Raw genomic sequence first — 18,659 nt, forward strand, 5'->3', positions numbered from 1 at the left:
ATTGGGGGACGACTTGCCATTTGCATCCAGACAGGGAGCCATTACTTGGCTTCGCGCCCTTGACCTGGCGTTGGCCGCTATCGCACTGGTTGTTGCGGCGGCATTCTCCACAACGCTGACTCCGGAAACGGCATCCGCTGCCCATCTGCATTTTGATGCGGCCAGCCTGGCCCTGTTGCTGGTCGTTCTCGTTGGCACGGCCTGTGTGTTTCCGTTGTTTGGTCTGTATACGGAAATGGCGCTCTATAATCGACGTGAAGCGCTCAAGGCGACCATCAAGGCAGTCACTGGCGTGTTGCTTGTGTTGCTGGTGGCCGCTGCTGTGTTGCGTCCGCCCCTGGCCGCGCCTGCTTTTCTGGCTGCCTATTGGTTTTTGGCCGCTGCCGGCGGCGTGGTCGTGCGCCTCGTGACTCGCCGTCTGCTCTTCCTCGGTGAGGCCCAGGGCCTGCTGCGTCGCCGCACCCTGGTGGTGGGCACCGGAACGCGCGCCCAGGAGATCGCCCGGGAGATGCTGGCCCATCCCGAACACGGCCGCCGGTTTCTGGGGTTTGTGGCTGATGACTGGGAGGCGTCCCCGGCTCCCGGCCCGATGCCCGAAGCCATGCAGCTGGCGGCCCGTCTTGACGGCCTTACCGACTATCTGCGCGGACATGTGGTGGACGAGGTGGTCATCTGCCTGCCCCTGGAGCAGTTGTGCCACCGGGCCTCGGCCCTGGTGTCGGTCTGCGAGGAGCAGGGGGTGTCGGTGACGGTGGTGACGCGGCTTTTTGAACTGAAAAATCCGCACAGCCGTCCCGGTGGCCATGGCGGCGAGGTGGCGGTGACCATCTCCAATACCTTGGCTGATGAGCGTGAGCGCATCATCAAACGCTTTCTCGACGTGGCCGTTTCTGTGACCGCGCTCGTCGTTTTGTCGCCGCTTTTGGCCGCGACGTGGGGGCTTATCCGGCTCACGTCACCCGGGCCGGCTCTTTTTGCCCAGGATCGGGTGGGCCTTGGCAAGCGGATTTTCAAGTTTTACAAATTCCGGACCATGGTGCAGAACGCAGCCGACATGCAGGAGGCTCTTGAGGCCCAAAATGAGATGGATGGGGCGACATTTAAGATTAAAAACGACCCCCGCATCACCCCGCTTGGCCGGTGGCTGCGGCGCACAAGCATTGATGAGCTGCCCCAACTCGTCAACGTGCTGCGCGGCGACATGAGCCTTGTGGGGCCGCGTCCGCTGCCGCTACGGGATGTTGAGCGTATTGAAAAGGACTGGCCCAGGCGTCGTTTCGGGGTCAAACCCGGCATTACCTGTCTGTGGCAGATCAGCGGCCGCAACAATACGCCCTTTGAGCGCATGATGGAACTGGATATTGAATACGTGGATACGTGGTCGGTGGCCCTGGACATCAAGATATTGCTGCGTACCGTCCCGGTGGTGCTAAGCATGCACGGGGCTTATTAGAAGACGGTATGGCGTCAGTTGAGGACCACAATATCCAGGCTCTGGACGCCAAAGTCCAGGGCCTGCCGTTTGTCTGGCAGGCACAGGTCCATGCGGCCGGCAAAGCGTGGATGCATGAGGTCTTCGACCACCCGCACCCCGAATCCTTCGATATAGACCGTGCGCCCAAGCAGCCGGCGCAGATCACGGGAGACGGCCACGGTGTGTCCGGCCCGCACCGGTCCGCCCAGGGCCGAGAGTTGGGGACCGTCCTCGTCGGGCAGACAATCCGGACAGTAGGCTGTGGCCGTCAGCCGCAACCGTCGCCGTTCTTCCGGGTCGATGCTGAAAAGCGAGGCTGCGAGCCTGGCTTCGGACTCGCGCATGGCCGCATTCTGGGTCAACCAGATGGTTTCGTGGCGCAGGGCGGCCGTGCGCTTGGCCAGCCAGTCGTTGACGCTGCCCAGGAACAGGGCGCACACGACCAGCGACACCGTTGACGCCGACCAAGCCAGGGAAGGACGTCTGCCCGGGGTCGGGGGAGCGGCAGGCGCTCCTTGGGATGTGGTCTGCGTTTCGCTGGTCATGGAAATCTCCGTGGTTGTCTTGGGCCGGCACGATGCGGCTTGCCCGGGGCGCTTGCCTCACCTATACTGTCGGTATCCGGCAGACAGGGGATACGTTCGCTATGCGCATCAGAAAGCCGTTTAAAAAACGAGGCACAACCGGTCCGATATTCTGGTTTGTCGCTCTGGGATTGCTCGCATCCCCGTTGGCCGTCGCCGGTTTTGCCGGCTACTATCTGTTTCTCAAGGACGCCGAAAAGCCGCGGGTGACGATAACACCCGAGGCCGAGGCCACGTCCGTGAAGCGTCCCTTTGTGCTCGCCGCTTCCGACGACCAGTCCGGCATCCGCTCGGTCACCGTGTCCGTTGCCCAGGGCCAGCGTCGGGTGGATGTCCTGCGCAAGGTCTATGATCCACCCCGCGACCATGTTTCCGAACGTTTCTCGCTGGAATCCTCGGAGTTGCGCGGCGGGACCTTCGAGATGCAGGCCGCCGCCTTCGACGGCTCCCATGCCAACCTCGGCGCCGGCAACGCCGCCCGCATTTCCAAGCGGATGCTTCTTGATCCCGTTCCCCCGACCATCAAAGCCCTCACGCCGGCCAATTACCTGCGCCAAGGGGGGGCCGGTCTGGTCGTTTACGAGGTGAACAAGGACGTTGCCCGCAGCGGGGTGGTGGTGGGCGACAAGTTCTATCCGGGCTACAAGCAAAAAAGCGGCCAATACGTTTGCCTCTTTCCCTTCCCGAGCGAAATAGACCCCGATGCCTACAAGCCCAGGCTTTTTGTCGAGGATGCTGCCGGCAACGAAAAAACCGGATTTTTCGTCAATATGGCCATTAAGCGGCGATTTCGTGAGGAGCGGGTGGACATCACCGACGAGTTCCTGGCGGCCCGCCTGCCGGCCTTTGCCGGTCTGTTCCCCCAGGTGCGCGACCCCGTTGAACGTTTTAAAAAATTAAACAGCGAACTGCGCCAGCAAAATGCCGCAGTGATTGCCTCTCTTTCCGCCAAGTCCGGGCCGGAGCCGCTCTGGGAGGGCGGGTTTATCTATCTGCCCCGATCGATCGTGCGCGGCTCGTTTGGGGCGCAACGGGTCTATGTCGCCAATGGTCAGGAGATCGGTCGGGACGTAAGCGACGGCATTGGTCTTGCCTCTGTTCCCGGAGCCCAGGTTCCGGCGGCCAATTCCGGCAAGGTCGTTTTTGCCGGACCGCTCGGCGTTTACGGCAACACGGTGGTCATCGACCATGGCCTGGGCCTGACCACGGTGTATGCCAGCCTGTCCTCGGTGGCCGTGGCTGTGGGCGACGCCGTCAAAAAGGGTGATCCGGTGGGGGCGACCGGCACAACGGGACTGACCCCGGGCGATCAGGTGCTCTTTGCCGTGTATCTCTCCGGCCAGCCGGTCATTCCCATCGAATGGTGGGACGGCCACTGGATCGAGGACAATGTGACAACGAAAATGCGGCGCTATGCCGCCGAGACCCCGCAGCAGTAACGGGCGGGATGTCTCCCAAACCCGCGCCCCGGCCAGGGCTGTCCCTGGCTGGCGCGGCTGCCGGGATGTGCCGGGAGTCGCAGGCTGTTTTGCTGCATATGGACCCTCCCGGGCGCTCCGGACGGGGGCGTCCATGGATCGCAAGCCACTTGTTCCTTTTATTTTTATTGTATTTGCCGGGCTTCTTTTTGGCCTGCAGCGCATCGTGCCGCAGCCCGTGTTCCCCCTGTTTGAGCAACTGCATCTTGGCGGCAGATCTGCTTCGAAGACCGAGGGCGGACCGGATGTCCGGGCCAAGGCAGCGCTTCCCGCCCCCCGGCGCTACATTGAAGCCTGCCGCAGCGAGGCGGCCCGGCGCATGGCCCGACCGGATTGGGCCGGCCTTGGCCGGGAGGATCGGGAGGCGGCGCTCACGCAGGTGCTGATCCTGTGCGGGGCCGACGCCGAGTACTGGACCATGTCCGAGGCGCACCAGAAGCGGGTGGCCCGGGAGTTCGCCGAAGCCTTTCTCGCCCCTCCGGCCAGGCCTCTGGTTGACAAATGACCGGCTCCCTTTTTAACCTGACGTATTGTTCTAAATTTCCCAGAGGAGTTGAGGCGCATGGAAAAGACGGTATTTTGGATTGAAGGCGACGGCATCGGCCCGGATGTCTGGGCGGCCGGACGACCGGTTCTTGATGCGGCCGTGGCCAAGGCCTACGGCGCGGATCGCAAGCTTGTGTGGAAGGAACTGCTCGCCGGCGAGAAAGCCTTCAAGGAAACCGGGGATTATCTGCCCCAGGCCACCGTCGACGCCCTGAGCACGGCCGAACTCGCCTTCAAGGGTCCGCTGGGCACCCCCGTCGGGGGCGGCTTTCGCAGCTTAAACGTCACCCTGCGTCAGGTCCTGGACCTCTATGCCTGCATCCGGCCCATTCGCTATTTCAAGGGCATCGAGTCCCCGGTCAAGCGTCCGGACCTTGTGGACATGATCATTTTCCGGGAAAACACCGAAGACGTCTACGCCGGCATCGAATATGCCTCCGGCACGCCCGAGGCCAAGCGCCTGATCGCCTTTTTGTGCGATGAGCTTGGGGCCAAGGTGGACATCACGGCCGGCATCGGCATCAAGCCCATCACTCCGGCCGGCTCCAAGCGGCTCGTGCGCAAGGCCATCCAGCACGCGGTGGCCCACAAGCTGCCAAGCGTCACCCTGGTCCACAAGGGCAACATCATGAAGTACACCGAAGGCGCTTTTCGGGCCTGCGGGTATGAAGTGGCGGCCACGGAATTTGCCGATGCCTGCATGACCGAACAGGACGCCGCTGCCGGCGGGACCAAGCCCATCGTGGTCAAGGACCGTATTGCCGACAATATGTTCCAGGTGGCGCTCATGCGGCCCCAGGACTATTCGGTTATCGCCACCACCAATCTCAACGGCGACTACATCTCCGACGCCCTGGCCGCCCAGGTTGGCGGGCTGGGACTGGCTCCCGGCGTCAACATGAGCGAAAAGCTGGCCTTTTTCGAGCCGACCCACGGCACCGCCCCGAACATTGCCGGCAAAGACAAGGCCAACCCCGGCAGCCTGGTGTTGAGCGGCGCAATGCTGCTTGAGCACCTTGGCTGGCACGAGGCTGCCAAGCTCATCCACGACGCCATGGACAAGACCATCAGCAACAAAAAAGTCACCGTGGATCTGGCCGATCAGATTCCGGGAGCCGTTACCGTCGGTTGCGCCGCCTTTGGCGAACTGTTGGGCAACAACCTCTAAAAGAACCGTTCGTTGTCGTTCTGGCGTCAACGCCGTTCCATCCTTATGGTGGAGCGGCGTTGCCCCTTGAAAAAAAACGGAAACCCGCGATAGTGAGCGTATCCGGACCAAGGCCCGGTTTCTCGCGTCTGACGATGTGGCCCGCGTCGCCCTTTGGCGGCACGTTCCGTTCTCTTTTTACGGCCCGTTTTTTTGTGCAGCCGTTTATAACCGAGCATGACCGTATCCCTTCGCAGCAGGGGAGAAAGGGGGCACGATGGCCGTTGTCGGCGTTGATACCGGCGGCACGTTTACCGATATTATCTGTCGGACGGAGCAGGGCTTTGTCGTGGTCAAACTGCCCTCCAGTCCGGACAACCCCTCAAGAGCCATCCTGGACGGCCTTGGCCGTCTGACCCTGGCTCCCAGGCAGGTCATGCACGGCTCCACCGTGGCCACCAATGCTCTGCTCGAACGCCGGGGTGCGGTAACGGCTTTTGTGGCCAATGCCGGGTTCGAGGACATCATCGCCCTTGGTCGCCAGGACCGTGTCGAGTTGTATGATCTGGCCAGCCGCAAGGAACCGTGTCTGGTGCCTGAGGCGCTGCGTTTCGGCGCTCCGGGTCGGGTGAGCGCCGAGGGCCGCGTCATTGAAGAGCTGACGCCTGAGGCTGCCCGGGATCTGGCCCTGCGTGTGGCGGCGGCCGGAGCGGACTCCGTGGCTGTCTGCCTGCTTTTTTCCTTCCTGAAGCCGGAACACGAGTTGCTGCTAGGCGAAGCCCTGTCTGAAGTCGGGCTTGCCGTCTCGCTTTCTTCCGACATCCTGGCCGAATTTCGCGAGTATGAGCGCGCCGCCACCACGGTGGTCAACGCCTATGTTGCGCCGGCCATGCGCACCTATCTGGGTGATCTGGCCACCGAGCTGCCGGATGGAACGGACCTTTGCGTCATGCAGTCCAGCGGCGGGCTCATTTCCGCTGAGACCGCCCGGCGCGAGCCGGTGCGCACCGTGCTTTCCGGTCCGGCCGGCGGGGTTGTGGCCGCTTTGGCCGTGGGCAAGGCGGCCGGTTTTGACCGGCTCATCACCTTTGACATGGGCGGCACCTCCACGGACGTGTCGCTGCTCGACGGCAGCCTGTCCATGGCCGCCGAGACGGTGCTGGCCGGCATGCCCATCAAAACCCCCATGCTCGACATTCACACGGTCGGGGCTGGCGGCGGGTCGCTGGCGGCCATTGATGCCGGCGGGGCGCTTCGGGTCGGGCCGCAAAGCGCCGGGGCTGTGCCCGGTCCGGCCTGCTACGGCCGGGGCGAGGGCTTGACCGTCACTGACGCCAACCTGTTTTTGGGGCGCCTGGCTGCGGATCACTTCCTGGGCGGAGCCATGCCGCTTTTCCCGGAGCGGTTGCCGGAGTTGTTTGCGGCGCTTGGCGCTTCGGTCGGGCTTTCGGCCATTGAGGCCGCCGAGGGGGTCGTGGCCGTGGCCGAGTCGGCCATGGAGCGGGCCATTCGGGTCATCTCGGTCGAGCGTGGCCATGATCCGGCCGATTTTGCCTTGCTGTCCTACGGCGGGGCCGGCGGGCTGCATGCCGTGTCCCTGGCCCGGCTCCTTGGCGTGGGAACCGTGGTCGTGCCGCAGCATCCCGGGCTTTTTTCCGCCCTGGGCATGCTTATGGCCGATGTTGTCCGGGATTTTTCCGAGACGGTTATGGCCGCCTCCGACAAGACCGATCTTATCGAGGTGGCCGGGCTTTTCGGCACGCTCGAAACCCGGGCCAGGCAGACCATGGCCGAGGAAGCGCCCGGGGCGCGCATTGTCCTCGAACGCCAGCTCGACATGCGCTACAAGGGGCAGTCCCACGAGCTGTCCATCCGTTTCGTGGCCGATCCATTCCTGGCTTTCCACAACCGCCACGAGGCCATCTTCGGTTTCAAACATCCCAAGGCCGTCATCGAGATTGTGACGTTGCGCATCCGGGCCAGGGTCATCACCGACAAGCCGGGACTGACCGAGGCCGAGCATCTGGTTGCTGCCGTGCCGGCTGCCGCACAGATCGGCGAGCGTCCGCTCATCTGGCGCGGCCGGGAGCTGGCCGCCATGTGGTATGACCGGGAGAAGCTTCTGCCCGGCAACCGCTTTGACGGCCCGGCCCTTGTGGCCGAGACCTCGGCCACGACCTTTGTGCCGCCGCGCGCGTCGGCCCACGTGGACGCCTTTGGCAATATCGTTATCGCCACGGGCGGACAGGCCTAGGCGGCGTGCGTCCGGTCGGATTTTTCTCCTCGTTGGCGGCGGTACGATGACTGCGCCGACCGGCCTTCGCCGCCTCTGGCGTGATTGCTGTGCGCCCGCTACGGCTTGTGGCCGGGCGTCCCGGCCTTTGGGCCGGGGCAGGAGGGCGTTGTAATGCTGGTCATTGGCACGCCGTGTTTTGGCGGCGTGGTCACTGTGCCGTACATGCTGTCCATGCTGGCGCTCAAAGATGTGCTCAACCGGGCGAAGGTCCCGTTTCGCCTGCTCACCCCCTGCCACGAAAGCCTCATCACCCGGGCGCGCAACTCCATTGTCAGCGAATTTTTGCGCGACGAGCGGGCCACGCACCTGCTGTTTATCGACGCCGACATCGAGTTCGACCCCCGCATGGTCCCGCGGCTGTTGGGCGCGGACAAGGATGTTGTCTGCGGCGTCTATCCGGTCAAAGGCTTGTCTGTGGAGCGGGTCATGGCCCAGCCGGCCGGCACGCCGGCAGCCGTGGCCGAGGCGGCCAGCCTCGATTATGCGGTCAAGGTCAAGCCAGGCTGCAAAATGGACGAACAGGGCTTTTTGGAAGTGGAGTACGCAGCCACCGGCTTCATGCTGATCCGACGGGACGTGTTTGCCCGCCTTGTGGACGCCTACCCGGCATTGCGTTACCGTTTTGCCTGCACCAACGAGGCCGCGGCCGAGAACTACGCTTTTTTTGATACGATGATTGATCCCGAGACCCGCGACTATCTGCCCGAGGATTACGCCTTTTGCAGGCGCTGGCGCGATATTGGCGGACAGGTGTATGTCAGTGTGTTGGGGCGGTTTACGCACATTGGTGTAAAGGGGTACGCCGGGGATTTTGCGGCGTATTTAACCCAGCACGGCGCGAAGCAAAACAGTTGACGGACGGCGCAGGTACATGAACATCACCCCCATCACGCTTGAAGTTTTCAAAAACAAATTCGCTTCGGTGGCCGAGGAAATGGGCGTCGCCCTGACCCGGACCGCGTATTCCCCCAATATCAAAGAACGCCGCGATTTTTCCTGCGCCGTGTTCAATGCCGCTGGCGACATGGTGGCCCAGGCCGCCCACATCCCGGTGCATCTCGGCTCCATGCCGCTGTCGGTGCGCGCCGCCATAGACGCCGTGGACATGGCCCCGGGCGATATGGTCATGTTAAACGATCCCTTTAAGGGCGGCACCCATCTGCCCGACATAACGCTGGTGGCCCCGGTCTATGCCGGGGGCGACGCGCCGCTTTTTTACGTGGCCAGCCGCGCCCACCACGCCGACGTCGGCGGCATGGCCGCCGGCTCCATGCCGCTTTCCACCTCGATCTATCAGGAAGGCCTGATCATACCGCCGCTCAAAGTGGTGGCCGGGGGCGAAATCGTGGCCGACGTCATGGCCCTTTTTCTGGCCAACGTGCGCACGCCGCAAGAGCGGCAAGGTGATTTCACCGCCCAGATCATGGCCAACCGCACCGGGGTCGTCCGCCTGGAAGCCCTGGTCGCCGCCCACGGCCCGGACGCCATGGCCAACATGGCCGGGGCGCTGCTCGATTATGCCGAGCGGCTCATGGCCGCCGCCATAACCGCCATACCCGACGGAACGTATACGGCCGAGGACAGCCTGGATGACGACGGGGCCGGCGGCGGGGAAGTGGCTGTGCGCCTGACGCTCGCCATCGAAGGCGGCGAGGCCGAGCTGGATTTTCGGGCCAGCGACCCCCAGTCCGGCGGCTGCGTCAATGCCGTGCGGGCCATAGCCGTCTCTGCCGCGCTCTACGTGTTTCGCGCCCTGGCCGGCGAGGCCGTGCCGGCCAATGCCGGCTGCCTGCGCCCGCTGACCATACGCACCAAGCCGGGAACCGTGGTGGATGCGCTGCCCCCGGCGGCCGTGGCCGGCGGCAACGTCGAAACCTCCCAGCGCATCGTGGACGTGATCCTGCGCGCCCTGGCCCCGGCCCTGCCGCAGCGCATACCGGCGGCCTCCCAGGGCACCATGAACAACCTGACCATGGGCGGGGTCGATCCGCGAAGCAGGACTGCCTTCACCTATTATGAAACCCTGGCCGGCGGGGCCGGAGCGGATGCGAGCGGCAATGGGCAATCGGCCGTCCATTCCCACATGACCAATACCCTCAACACCCCCATTGAGGCCCTGGAATATGCCTATCCGCTGCGGGTTGTGCGCTACGCCCTGCGGCACGGTTCCGGCGGGGCCGGACGGCATACCGGCGGCGAGGGGCTGGTGCGCGAGATTGAGGCTCTGGGGGCCATGGAGGCGACGGTGCTTTCAGATCGGCGGCTGCACGGGCCATGGGGCCTGGACGGCGGCGGCGAAGGGGCGGCGGGCGTCAATGTTGTGACGCGCCGGACCGGCGAGATGGTCATGCCGGGCAAATTTCACGTGCGGCTGCGCCCGGGCGACCGGCTGCGCATCGAAACGCCGGGCGGCGGGGGATTTGGCCGCGCATCCTGATTGCCTTTTTTCGCAGAGTCGCATAATGCGGGGCTTCCCGGCGCTCCGGGGTTCCCGGATTTGGCGCTTTCCTTTTCCCATGCCATCCTGTAGCATATCCCATTTCGTATCATAGTATTGATTTACCCGACACGACCCACAATCCGCTATGCCCAAGTGGGCTTTGGCGAACATCTTGGAGGAAGCTTTGGAATATACCGTCACTCAGATTTCCCCTGTTAAAACGCAGGTTACCGTGAGCGTTCCGGCCGAAGAAGCCACCGCCGCCCTGTCCACCGCCGTAGCGCTTTTTCGCTCCAAGGCCGACATAAAGGGCTTTCGCAAAGGCAAAGTGCCGTCGAGCGTCATCGAACAGCGTTTCAAGAAGGAAGTCGTCGGCGAAGCCACTACCGACCTCATTAACGTCCATATCAACGAGATCATGGGCGAACTGAAGCTCTCCCCGTTGTCGGGGCTGGACGTGAGCGAGGCCGCCCTGGCCAAGGGCGAACCGCTGGAATACACCTTCAGCTTCGAGCACGCCCCGGAATTCGAACTGCCCGAATACAAGGGCCAGGCCATTGAGGAAGAGGAAGTCGTCGTCTCCGACGCCGACATCAATTCCGTCATCGAACGCGTGCGCAAGAATCTGGCCGAAGTCGCGCCCATAAGCGACAATCGCACCCCGGCCGACGGAGATGTGGTCTCCGTCACCTTCGAGGCCTTTGAAAACGGCCAGGCCATTCCCGGCGTGCGGGCTGAGAATTTCGAGATGACGCTCGGCGAGGGCCAGTCCCTGGCCGAGTTCGAAGCCCTGGTCAAAACCATCCCAGCCGGTTCCGAAGGCGAGGGTGAGATCACGTTCCCGGCCGATTTCATCAATACCGATCTGGCCGGCCGCACCGTGACCATGAAGGTCGCCGTCCATGTCATCAAGGTCCGCACCCTGCCGCCGGTCGACGACGAGCTGGCCAAGAAGGCCGGCAACTTCGAAGACCTGGACAAGATGCGCGAAGCCATTACCATGTCCTACAAGAAATCGCGCGAGGACCTGCACCGCTCGTCGGCCCAGAAGAAGCTGATCGACACATTGCTGGCTGCCGTTGATTTCCCGCTGCCGCCGACCACCGTCGAACAGCAGCTTGGCCAGATGGTTCAGGAGTTCGTCACCCAGTTGGAGCGCCGGGGCAAGAGCCTGGAGTCCACGGGCAAGTCCCTGGCCGATGTCGAAGTCGAGATGAAGCCCCAGGCCGAGGAGCTGGTCAAGACCCAGATTTTCCTCTCGGCTGTGGCTGCCAAGGAAGAACTTGCCGTCACCCCCCAGGAGATGGATGCGTTTTTCTACCGCCTCTCGACCCAGGTCGGACAGGACGTCGTGTTGCTCAAGCGCTACTACGAGGACAACGGCATGATGATCATGGTGCGCGACAAGCTCTTGTGCGACAAGGCCGCCGACCTGATCTACGCCAGCGCCCTGGTGACCAAGGTTGCTCCGACCGAATCGGCCGCCGATGCCGAGGCGACTGCCTAGACATTGAGGACTGTTTCTTGCAGATAAATTGAAACCTGGACGAAGCAGCCCCGTCACGCCGGCTGCTTCGTCCCACAACCGAAGCCGGGAGGTCGTGGCGGTCGCGGTTTGCGGACAAAACCGACGCAAGCCGTCGCCCCCGGCGCACCAAAGGGAACGTGATGGCCACCATCCCAATCGTCATTGAAACGACCGGTCGCACCGAACGTGCCTACGACATCTATTCGCGGCTGCTCCGGGACCGCATCATCCTGCTTGGCGACGCCGTCGACGACCATATCGCCAACCTGATCTGCGCCCAGTTGCTCTTTCTCGAATCCGAGGATCCCGAGAAGGAAATTTTCATGTATATCAATTCCCCGGGCGGTGTTGTCTCGTCGGGGCTGGCCATCTACGACACCATGCGCTACGTGCTGCCGCCGGTTTCCACCCTGTGCCTGGGACAGGCCGCCAGCATGGGGGCATTGCTCCTGTGCGCCGGGGCCACGGGCATGCGCTACGCCCTGCCGCACAGCCGCATCATGATCCACCAGCCGTCTGGCGGCTACCAGGGACAGGCCACGGATATCGAGATTCACGCCAAGGAAACCAGGCGCACCCGCGACACCTTAAACGAGATCATGGCCCACCATACCGGCCAGGATATCGAGAAGATCAAGGTGGACACTGAGCGCGACAATTTCATGAGCGCCGAGGAAGCCGTGGCGTACGGCCTTATCGACAAGGTGCTGACGACCAGGGAACCGCTTGGAAAAAAAGAACCCGAACAGGCCTAGGACTGGTTGGCGGTCAAAAAGGCCCGGAATGCCGGGCAGGGTGGGTTTTCCCGTATGACGAGGAAGAAAAGTACCGTGTCGGGCGAGTTGTGTTGCTCGTTTTGCGGCAAGAACCAGGACGAGGTGCAGCGGCTCATCGCCGGCCCGGATGTCTATATCTGCGATGAATGCGTGGCCCTTTGCAACGAAATCATCGCCCAGGAATCCGTCAGCGAAGAGACCGAGGGCGGCAAGCTTCTGGCCCCGGCCGAGATCAAACGCCTGCTCGACGATTACGTCATCGGCCAGGAACAGGCCAAGAAGATTTTGGCCGTGGCCGTGCACAACCATTACAAGCGCGTCTACTACGCCAATGCCGCCGGCGCGGACGACATCGAAATCGACAAGAGCAACATCCTGCTGATCGGCCCCACCGGTTCCGGCAAGACGCTGCTCGCCCAGACCCTGGCCCGGATTTTAAACGTCCCCTTTGCCATCGCCGACGCCACCACGCTGACCGAGGCCGGCTATGTGGGCGAGGACGTGGAAAACATCCTGGTCCAGTTGCTGCAAAACGCCGATTACGACATTGAATCGGCCAGCAAGGGCATCATCTACATCGACGAGATCGACAAGATCGCGCGCAAGGGCGACAGCCCGTCCATCACCCGCGACGTGTCGGGCGAGGGCGTGCAACAGGCCCTGTTAAAGATCATCGAGGGAACCGAAGCCAATATTCCGCCCAAGGGCGGCCGCAAGCACCCGCAGCAGGAATTCATCCGGCTTAACACCTCCAATATCCTGTTCATCGTCGGCGGCGCGTTCATTGGTCTGGAGAAAATCGTGGGCCAGCGGATGCGTGGGTCGGCCATGGGCTTTGGGGCCAAGGTCGAAGCCAAAAACGACGACGACATGTCAAAGCTTCTCACCCAGGCCCATCCGGCCGACCTGATCAAGTTCGGGCTGATTCCTGAATTTGTCGGCCGTATCCCCATCCTGACCAGCCTTGAGGAATTGACCCAGGAAGATCTGGTGCGCATCCTGACCGAACCGAGAAACGCCCTGGTCAAACAGTACCAGAAGCTTTTCGAACTGGACAAGGTGCGGCTGCGGTTTTCCAAAAACGCCTTGGACGCCATTGCCCAAAAGGCCATCGAACGCAAAACAGGCGCGCGCGGCCTGCGAAACGTCATGGAAACCATCATGCTGGAGATTATGTACAAGCTGCCGTCGCTGTCCGGCGTCAAGGAGTGCGTGGTCAACAAGGCTGTGGTGGACAAGGGCATCGAACCACTTCTGTTTTATCATCAGGAAGTGAAAACAGCCTGACACCCCTGTCTCCTCTCGTTTGACAACGGGTGATCCGGCCTTACCTCACTTTCTGCCGCCTTGCCGCCGGATCGGGTCATACCCGGTCCGACGGTGGCGCGAGCCGAAATAAACCCCGTGAGCGGGAGGTTGCATGACTGGATTTACCTTCGATAACAACCGGTTCGCCGCCGAGACCATACGCCTGCCCATGATGAGCCTGCGGGAAGTCGTGATGTTCCCGCGCTCGATCGCCCCCCTTTTTGTCGGTCGCGAGGCCTCGATCAAAGCCATCGAACAGGCCGTCGCCGCCCATGACAAGAAAATTTTCCTGGTGGCCCAGCGTTCGCCGGAGACCGAAAAACCCACCTCCGAAGACCTCTTCGAGATGGGCACGGTCAGTAAGATCCTGCAGATGCTGCGCCTGCCCGACGGCACCATCAAGGTGCTTTTCGAAGGCCTGTACCGGGCCGAGTGGGAATCCGAGACCATGACTATGGGCGAGGACGCCAATTATCCCATGGTCACCGTGCGCCGGGTGCCGGAAGAGGAGACCCATGGTCCCGAATCCGATGCCCTGATCCGGGCCACCCAGGAGTCGCTCGAGCACTACGGCCGCATCAACAAGAAGCTGGCCCCGGAAACCATCCTGGCCATCAATTCCATCACGTCCCCGGGCCGTTTGGCCGATGCGGTGATGCCGCATCTCAAGGTGGACTACATCAAAAAGCAGGGCGTGCTCGAAGAGCTCGAACCCATGCGCCGTCTGGAAGAGACCTATGCCTTCCTCCAGGGCGAAATCGAAATCTCCTCCATCGAAAAGCGGATCAAAAACCGCGTCAAGCAGCAGATGGAGAAGAACCAGAAAGAGTACTATTTAAACGAGCAGATCAAGGCCATCAACAAAGAGATGGGCCGCGAGGACGATCCTGCCGCCGAGGCCGTTGAATTCGAAAAACGCCTCGAAGAAAAGAACATGCCCGAAGAGGCCCGGGAAAAGACCCTGCGCGAGATCAAAAAACTGCGCCAGATCCCGCCGTCTTCGGCCGAATACACGGTTGTGCGCAACTACGTGGAATGGATTCTCGATCTGCCCTGGCAGGTCTACCAGGACACCGATCTGGACATTCTGGCGGCCGAGAAGATCCTCAACACCGACCACTATGGCCTGGACAAACCCAAGGAGCGCATCCTTGAGTTCCTGGCCGTGCAAAAGCTCGTGGACCGCATCAAGGGTCCCATCCTGTGTCTGGTCGGTCCTCCGGGCGTCGGCAAGACGTCGTTGGCCAAGTCCATTGCCCGGGCCATGGGCCGGGAATTCGTGCGTCTGTCGCTTGGCGGCGTGCGGGATGAAGCCGAGATTCGCGGCCATCGCCGCACCTATGTTGGGGCGTTGCCGGGTAAGATCATCCAGTCGCTCAAGCGCGTGAAGTTCAACAACCCGGTCTTTTGCCTGGACGAAGTGGACAAGATGAGCACGGACTTTAGGGGCGATCCGTCTTCGGCCCTGCTCGAAGTGCTCGATCCTGAGCAGAACTACGCCTACAACGACCACTATCTTGATCTGGACTATGACCTGTCCAAGATCTTTTTCATCACCACGGCCAATTCCCTGCACTCGATCCCGCTGCCGCTGCAGGACCGCATGGAGATCATCCGCATCCCGGGCTATCTCGAAACCGAGAAGGCGGAGATTGGCAGCCGTTTCCTGTTGCCGAAAAATATCGAACAGCACGGCTTGACCCCGGACAACATGACCCTGACCGACGACGCCCTGCTGACCATGATCCGGCGCTATACCCGCGAGGCCGGCGTGCGCAATCTCGAACGCGAGATTGCCAGCGTGTGCCGCAAGGTGGCCAGAAAGCTCGTTGAAGGCAAGGAGTCGGAAGGGGGCTTTGAGATCAGTTCGGCCAATCTCGAATCCTACCTCGGCGTGCCCAAGCATCGCCACGGCGAGATGGAGCCGTTGCCCAAGGTCGGGTTGTGCACCGGCATGGCCTACACCGAGGTCGGCGGCGAACTGCTCATGGTCGAAGCGGCCATTATGCCCGGCACGGGCAAGGTGGAAATCACCGGCAAGCTCGGCGACGTCATGCAGGAGTCGGCCCGGGCGGCGCTGTCCTACCTGCGCTCCCGCTCCGGGCTCTATGGCCTTAAGTCCGATTTCCACAAGGAAATCGACATGCACATCCACGTGCCCGAGGGCGCCATTCCCAAAGACGGCCCGTCGGCCGGCATTACCCTGGCTACCACGGTCATTTCAGCCCTGCTCAACATTCCGGTGCGTAACGACATCGCCATGACCGGCGAGATCACCCTGCGGGGCCGGGTGCTGCCTATCGGCGGCCTTCGGGAGAAGCTCTTGGCCGCCCACCGCGGACTCATCCGCACGGTGCTCATCCCGGCCGAGAATGAAAAGGACCTCAAGGAAGTGCCTGAGGCCATTCTCAAGGATATGGAGATCATCAAGGTCGAGAGCATGGACGAGGTGTTGTCCAAGGCCCTGGTGTGCGAGGGGCAGGCCCGGCTCTTCTGCGGCCGGGACGAAAACGCCGCGCCCTTGTCCGAATCGCTGCTCAAGGAAGAATACCGCCTGGAACATCGGCACTAGGCCATAAGCGGGCCTTGGGAGTGTCACTCCCGGACGAAAAGATCACAAGCCGGGGCGGTTCGCCGTCCCGGCTTTTTTTGGAGCCAAGGCAAGGGGCGGGATCAGGCCGGGGACAGTATTGGGACGCTCCTGGCGTCGATACTCTGGCGAAATGCCGGTGAGACGGTGGCATAATCGACGACATCGACGGGATAGGGAAGGTCGGAGGCGGCCAAGAGTGGCCATATCCTGTCCCGGCCTAAACGCCTTCAGCCCGCGGCCTTAGTCGCCCGGCAATTCCAGCGGCGCATCGCTGTCCCCGTGGCCTTCGGGAGCGCGGCCCTGGGACTTGTCGTGCTCGGCCAGTTTCTGGCAGCGCAGGTTGCGCAGCCGTTCGCCTGAGATCGGCCCGCGCTGGCGCTGGCGGCCGGGCAGATGGACCGAGAGCATGACCTTGAGGTCCCGCTTGGCCAGGGGAAAGACGTCATGGCCGCTGTCGGCCCGGACCAATGCAAAAAGCGGTTCCACCATCTCGTGCTTGTGCAGCCAGGCGAGCATGTCGACCCGGGTGCCGGCCCGCAATTCCTCGTAGCGCGCTGCCTTCATGTGCAGTTTGGCCGCCGCCACCCCGGCCTCGCGAACCCGGTTGGGGAGCTTGAGCCTGCGGCCGACTTCCTCGGCAATGGCCACGCCCCGGTCGTCATGACCGTGATGGCGCGGCCATTCGCACTGGGGGGTGGCGATCTTGCCCAGGTCGTGGCACACGGCCATCCAGCCGGCCAGCGGTTCTCCAGCCAGCTTGTCCACCACCTTGAGCATGTGCTCAAAGATGCTGCCGTCATGGAATTCGGGCGGCCCGGCCGGGATGTGGCGGGCCGCTTCGAGTTCGGGCAGCCAGGGGAGCAGGCAGCCGGTTTCGGCCAGAAGCGAGAAGAAGCGCGAGGGCATGGGCGCATCCAGGGCCTTTCGCACCTCCTGGGCCACCCGCTCGGCAAAAACATCGGACAGTGCGCCGCAAGCCGCAATCGCCCGCATTTGGGCGATAAGCTCCGGGTGGGGCGAAAAATCCGGCAGCGAGGCGGCAAACCGGGCCGCCCGGTAGACCCGCAGCGGATCGTCGAACATCGACATCTCGCCGCACGGGCGCAACAGCCGGTCGCGCAGATCGGCCAGGGCCAGGGGATGGAAATGCAACCGTCCGGCAATGTGCCGGGAATCGCCCATGGCCATGGCGTTTATGGTGAGGTCCCGGGCCAGCAGGTCCTCGTTGATGTCATCCCCGCGCGGCCAAGCATACTGGGCCGCGCCCAGCATGAAAACCGGAAAGGTCTTGCCGACTTGCCGTGCCCTTCGATACCGTCTCACGAACGCTTCGGGCGTTGCGTCGACAATGAGGTAATCCTGGTCCACAACCGGCCGGCCGAGCAAAATATCGCGGACCGCGCCGCCTACGAGATACCGTTTCATGCTTAACTCCGGGGCGGACATTGGCCCAAAAACCTTGAAAAATCCAGGGGCACGGACCAAGGGAATGCAAAACCCTTTTGCCGGCGGCGGCATCTGGCTGCGAACCTCGGGCGACGAGGCTTTGGCTGGACCGATTTCGCCTGAAAATTTAGCAAGTTGTCATCCTCTCTGGGCGGCTGACGTCGCCCGCCTTGCTCCCTGGCGCGAGGTGGAGCTTGGCCCGCAGTACGGGCCGGCGGCCGGGCGCTGGCTTGCGGCCCTGGGGCCGGGCGCGGCGGCGGCGAATGCCGTTTTGCTTGTCGGCCCGTGCACTTCGAGCCTGGACGTGGCCTGGGAATTGGCCGGGGCCGGGTGTCTGCCGCCTTTTGCCTCGGTGGTGGCCGTTTCCCAGAAACAGGGCCGGGGGCAGATGCGCCGGAACTGGATTTCACCGCCGGGGAATCTCTATGCCGCCCTGGCCTGGCCCGGGGCGACCGGCAATCTGGCGGCCATGGCCCCGGTGCTGGTGGGGGCCTGCCTGTCTGCCGCCCTGTACGACCGGGGGTTTCCCAGCCGGGTCAAGTGGCCAAACGACCTGCTGGCCGGGGATCGGAAAATCGGCGGCATTCTGCTGGAAGAGCGGGCTGGACGAATCATGGCCGGAATCGGTATAAATTTCGCTAGTGCGCCCGATGCGGCGTTGCTTCGACGGGATCATGCCGCGCCGGCCGCCAGTTTGCAGGTGTTTGGCGAGGTCCCGGGCGCGGTTACGCTGTGGAGCGAACTTGTGAAGTCTGGGCAAACCTGCTACCTCCAGTGCGTTGCGCTATCGGACACAAATGCCGTATCCCGTTTCGTTGAGCAGCACCTCGCATGGCTTGGCCGGGAAGTGTTTGTGCGTGAGAGCGAGACAGATGGTTTTCGGGCGCGGATCATTGGTTTGGCCGAGGACGGGGGACTTCGGCTGCGACATATCGATACCGGCCCAGGGCAGGATTTGACGCTTCATAGCGGGAGTATATCCCTCCTTTGATACCGGCCCCCGCCGGATCGTCACTCTTTAAGCGAATGGACAGGTCGCCCCC

14 protein-coding genes are annotated in these 18,659 nt (G+C 62.8%); 12 read left to right on the forward strand and 2 right to left on the reverse strand.

What is annotated here, in order from left to right; all coding sequences use genetic code 11:
• The first annotated feature begins 13 nt into the window (after positions 1-13).
• Positions 14-1,453: a sugar transferase gene (locus tag NY78_RS16225; RefSeq protein ID WP_043638286.1), complete on the forward strand. Its 1,440-nt coding sequence runs from the start codon at positions 14-16 to the stop codon at positions 1,451-1,453.
• Positions 1,454-1,467: 14 nt separating this feature from the next.
• Here the strand turns inward: NY78_RS16225 and NY78_RS16230 are convergent, their stop codons facing one another.
• Positions 1,468-2,019, reverse strand: coding sequence for a 3D domain-containing protein (locus NY78_RS16230; RefSeq protein WP_043638121.1), 552 nt, complete (start codon positions 2,017-2,019; stop codon positions 1,468-1,470).
• A gap of 101 nt (positions 2,020-2,120) precedes the next feature.
• On the opposite strand from NY78_RS16230, the gene NY78_RS16235 reads away from it, so the two are divergent.
• The 10 genes from NY78_RS16235 (at position 2,121) to lon (ending at position 16,149) form a co-directional block, all read left to right on the forward strand.
• A complete protein-coding gene (locus NY78_RS16235) occupies positions 2,121-3,497 on the forward strand; it encodes a M23 family metallopeptidase (protein ID WP_043638122.1) in 1,377 nt (458 codons plus the stop codon).
• Between the two features lie 133 nt (positions 3,498-3,630).
• The gene (locus NY78_RS16240; protein WP_043638123.1) at positions 3,631-4,041 is read left to right on the forward strand and encodes a hypothetical protein; all 411 of its coding nucleotides are present in this window, start codon (positions 3,631-3,633) and stop codon (positions 4,039-4,041) included.
• Positions 4,042-4,098: 57 nt separating this feature from the next.
• Entirely contained in the window at positions 4,099-5,250 is a 1,152-nt protein-coding gene (gene icd / locus NY78_RS16245) for an NADP-dependent isocitrate dehydrogenase (protein WP_043638125.1), read from the forward strand.
• Between the two features lie 256 nt (positions 5,251-5,506).
• Positions 5,507-7,483, forward strand: coding sequence for a hydantoinase/oxoprolinase family protein (locus NY78_RS16250; protein ID WP_043638127.1), 1,977 nt, complete (start codon positions 5,507-5,509; stop codon positions 7,481-7,483).
• Positions 7,484-7,636: 153 nt separating this feature from the next.
• The gene (locus NY78_RS16255; RefSeq protein ID WP_043638129.1) at positions 7,637-8,380 is read left to right on the forward strand and encodes a hypothetical protein; all 744 of its coding nucleotides are present in this window, start codon (positions 7,637-7,639) and stop codon (positions 8,378-8,380) included.
• A gap of 16 nt (positions 8,381-8,396) precedes the next feature.
• On the forward strand, positions 8,397-9,962 hold the full coding sequence (locus NY78_RS16260) for a hydantoinase B/oxoprolinase family protein (RefSeq protein ID WP_043638131.1): 1,566 nt from the start codon (positions 8,397-8,399) through the stop codon (positions 9,960-9,962).
• Positions 9,963-10,149: 187 nt separating this feature from the next.
• Complete coding sequence (gene tig, locus NY78_RS16265; protein ID WP_043638289.1) at positions 10,150-11,472, forward strand: trigger factor; 1,323 nt, start codon at positions 10,150-10,152, stop codon at positions 11,470-11,472.
• Between the two features lie 161 nt (positions 11,473-11,633).
• Complete coding sequence (clpP, locus tag NY78_RS16270; RefSeq protein ID WP_043638133.1) at positions 11,634-12,248, forward strand: ATP-dependent Clp endopeptidase proteolytic subunit ClpP; 615 nt, start codon at positions 11,634-11,636, stop codon at positions 12,246-12,248.
• A 54-nt stretch (positions 12,249-12,302) separates the two neighbouring features.
• Positions 12,303-13,556 carry an ATP-dependent Clp protease ATP-binding subunit ClpX gene (gene clpX / locus NY78_RS16275; protein ID WP_043638135.1) on the forward strand — a complete coding sequence of 418 codons (1,254 nt, stop codon included), beginning with the start codon at positions 12,303-12,305 and terminating at the stop codon, positions 13,554-13,556.
• A gap of 133 nt (positions 13,557-13,689) precedes the next feature.
• Positions 13,690-16,149: an endopeptidase La gene (gene lon, locus NY78_RS16280; protein WP_043638136.1), complete on the forward strand. Its 2,460-nt coding sequence runs from the start codon at positions 13,690-13,692 to the stop codon at positions 16,147-16,149.
• Between the two features lie 261 nt (positions 16,150-16,410).
• On the opposite strand, the gene NY78_RS16285 is transcribed toward lon, so the two are convergent.
• Positions 16,411-17,595: an HD domain-containing protein gene (locus NY78_RS16285; protein WP_047960238.1), complete on the reverse strand. Its 1,185-nt coding sequence runs from the start codon at positions 17,593-17,595 to the stop codon at positions 16,411-16,413.
• Between the two features lie 64 nt (positions 17,596-17,659).
• Here NY78_RS16285 and NY78_RS16290 point away from each other — a divergent pair, with 64 nt between their 5' ends.
• Positions 17,660-18,607, forward strand: a complete 948-nt coding sequence (locus NY78_RS16290) for a biotin--[acetyl-CoA-carboxylase] ligase (protein WP_043638139.1) — start codon at positions 17,660-17,662, stop codon at positions 18,605-18,607.
• The last annotated feature ends 52 nt before the right edge of the window (positions 18,608-18,659 follow it).

The organism is Desulfovibrio sp. TomC (assembly GCF_000801335.2).
Lineage (GTDB): Bacteria > Desulfobacterota > Desulfovibrionia > Desulfovibrionales > Desulfovibrionaceae > Solidesulfovibrio.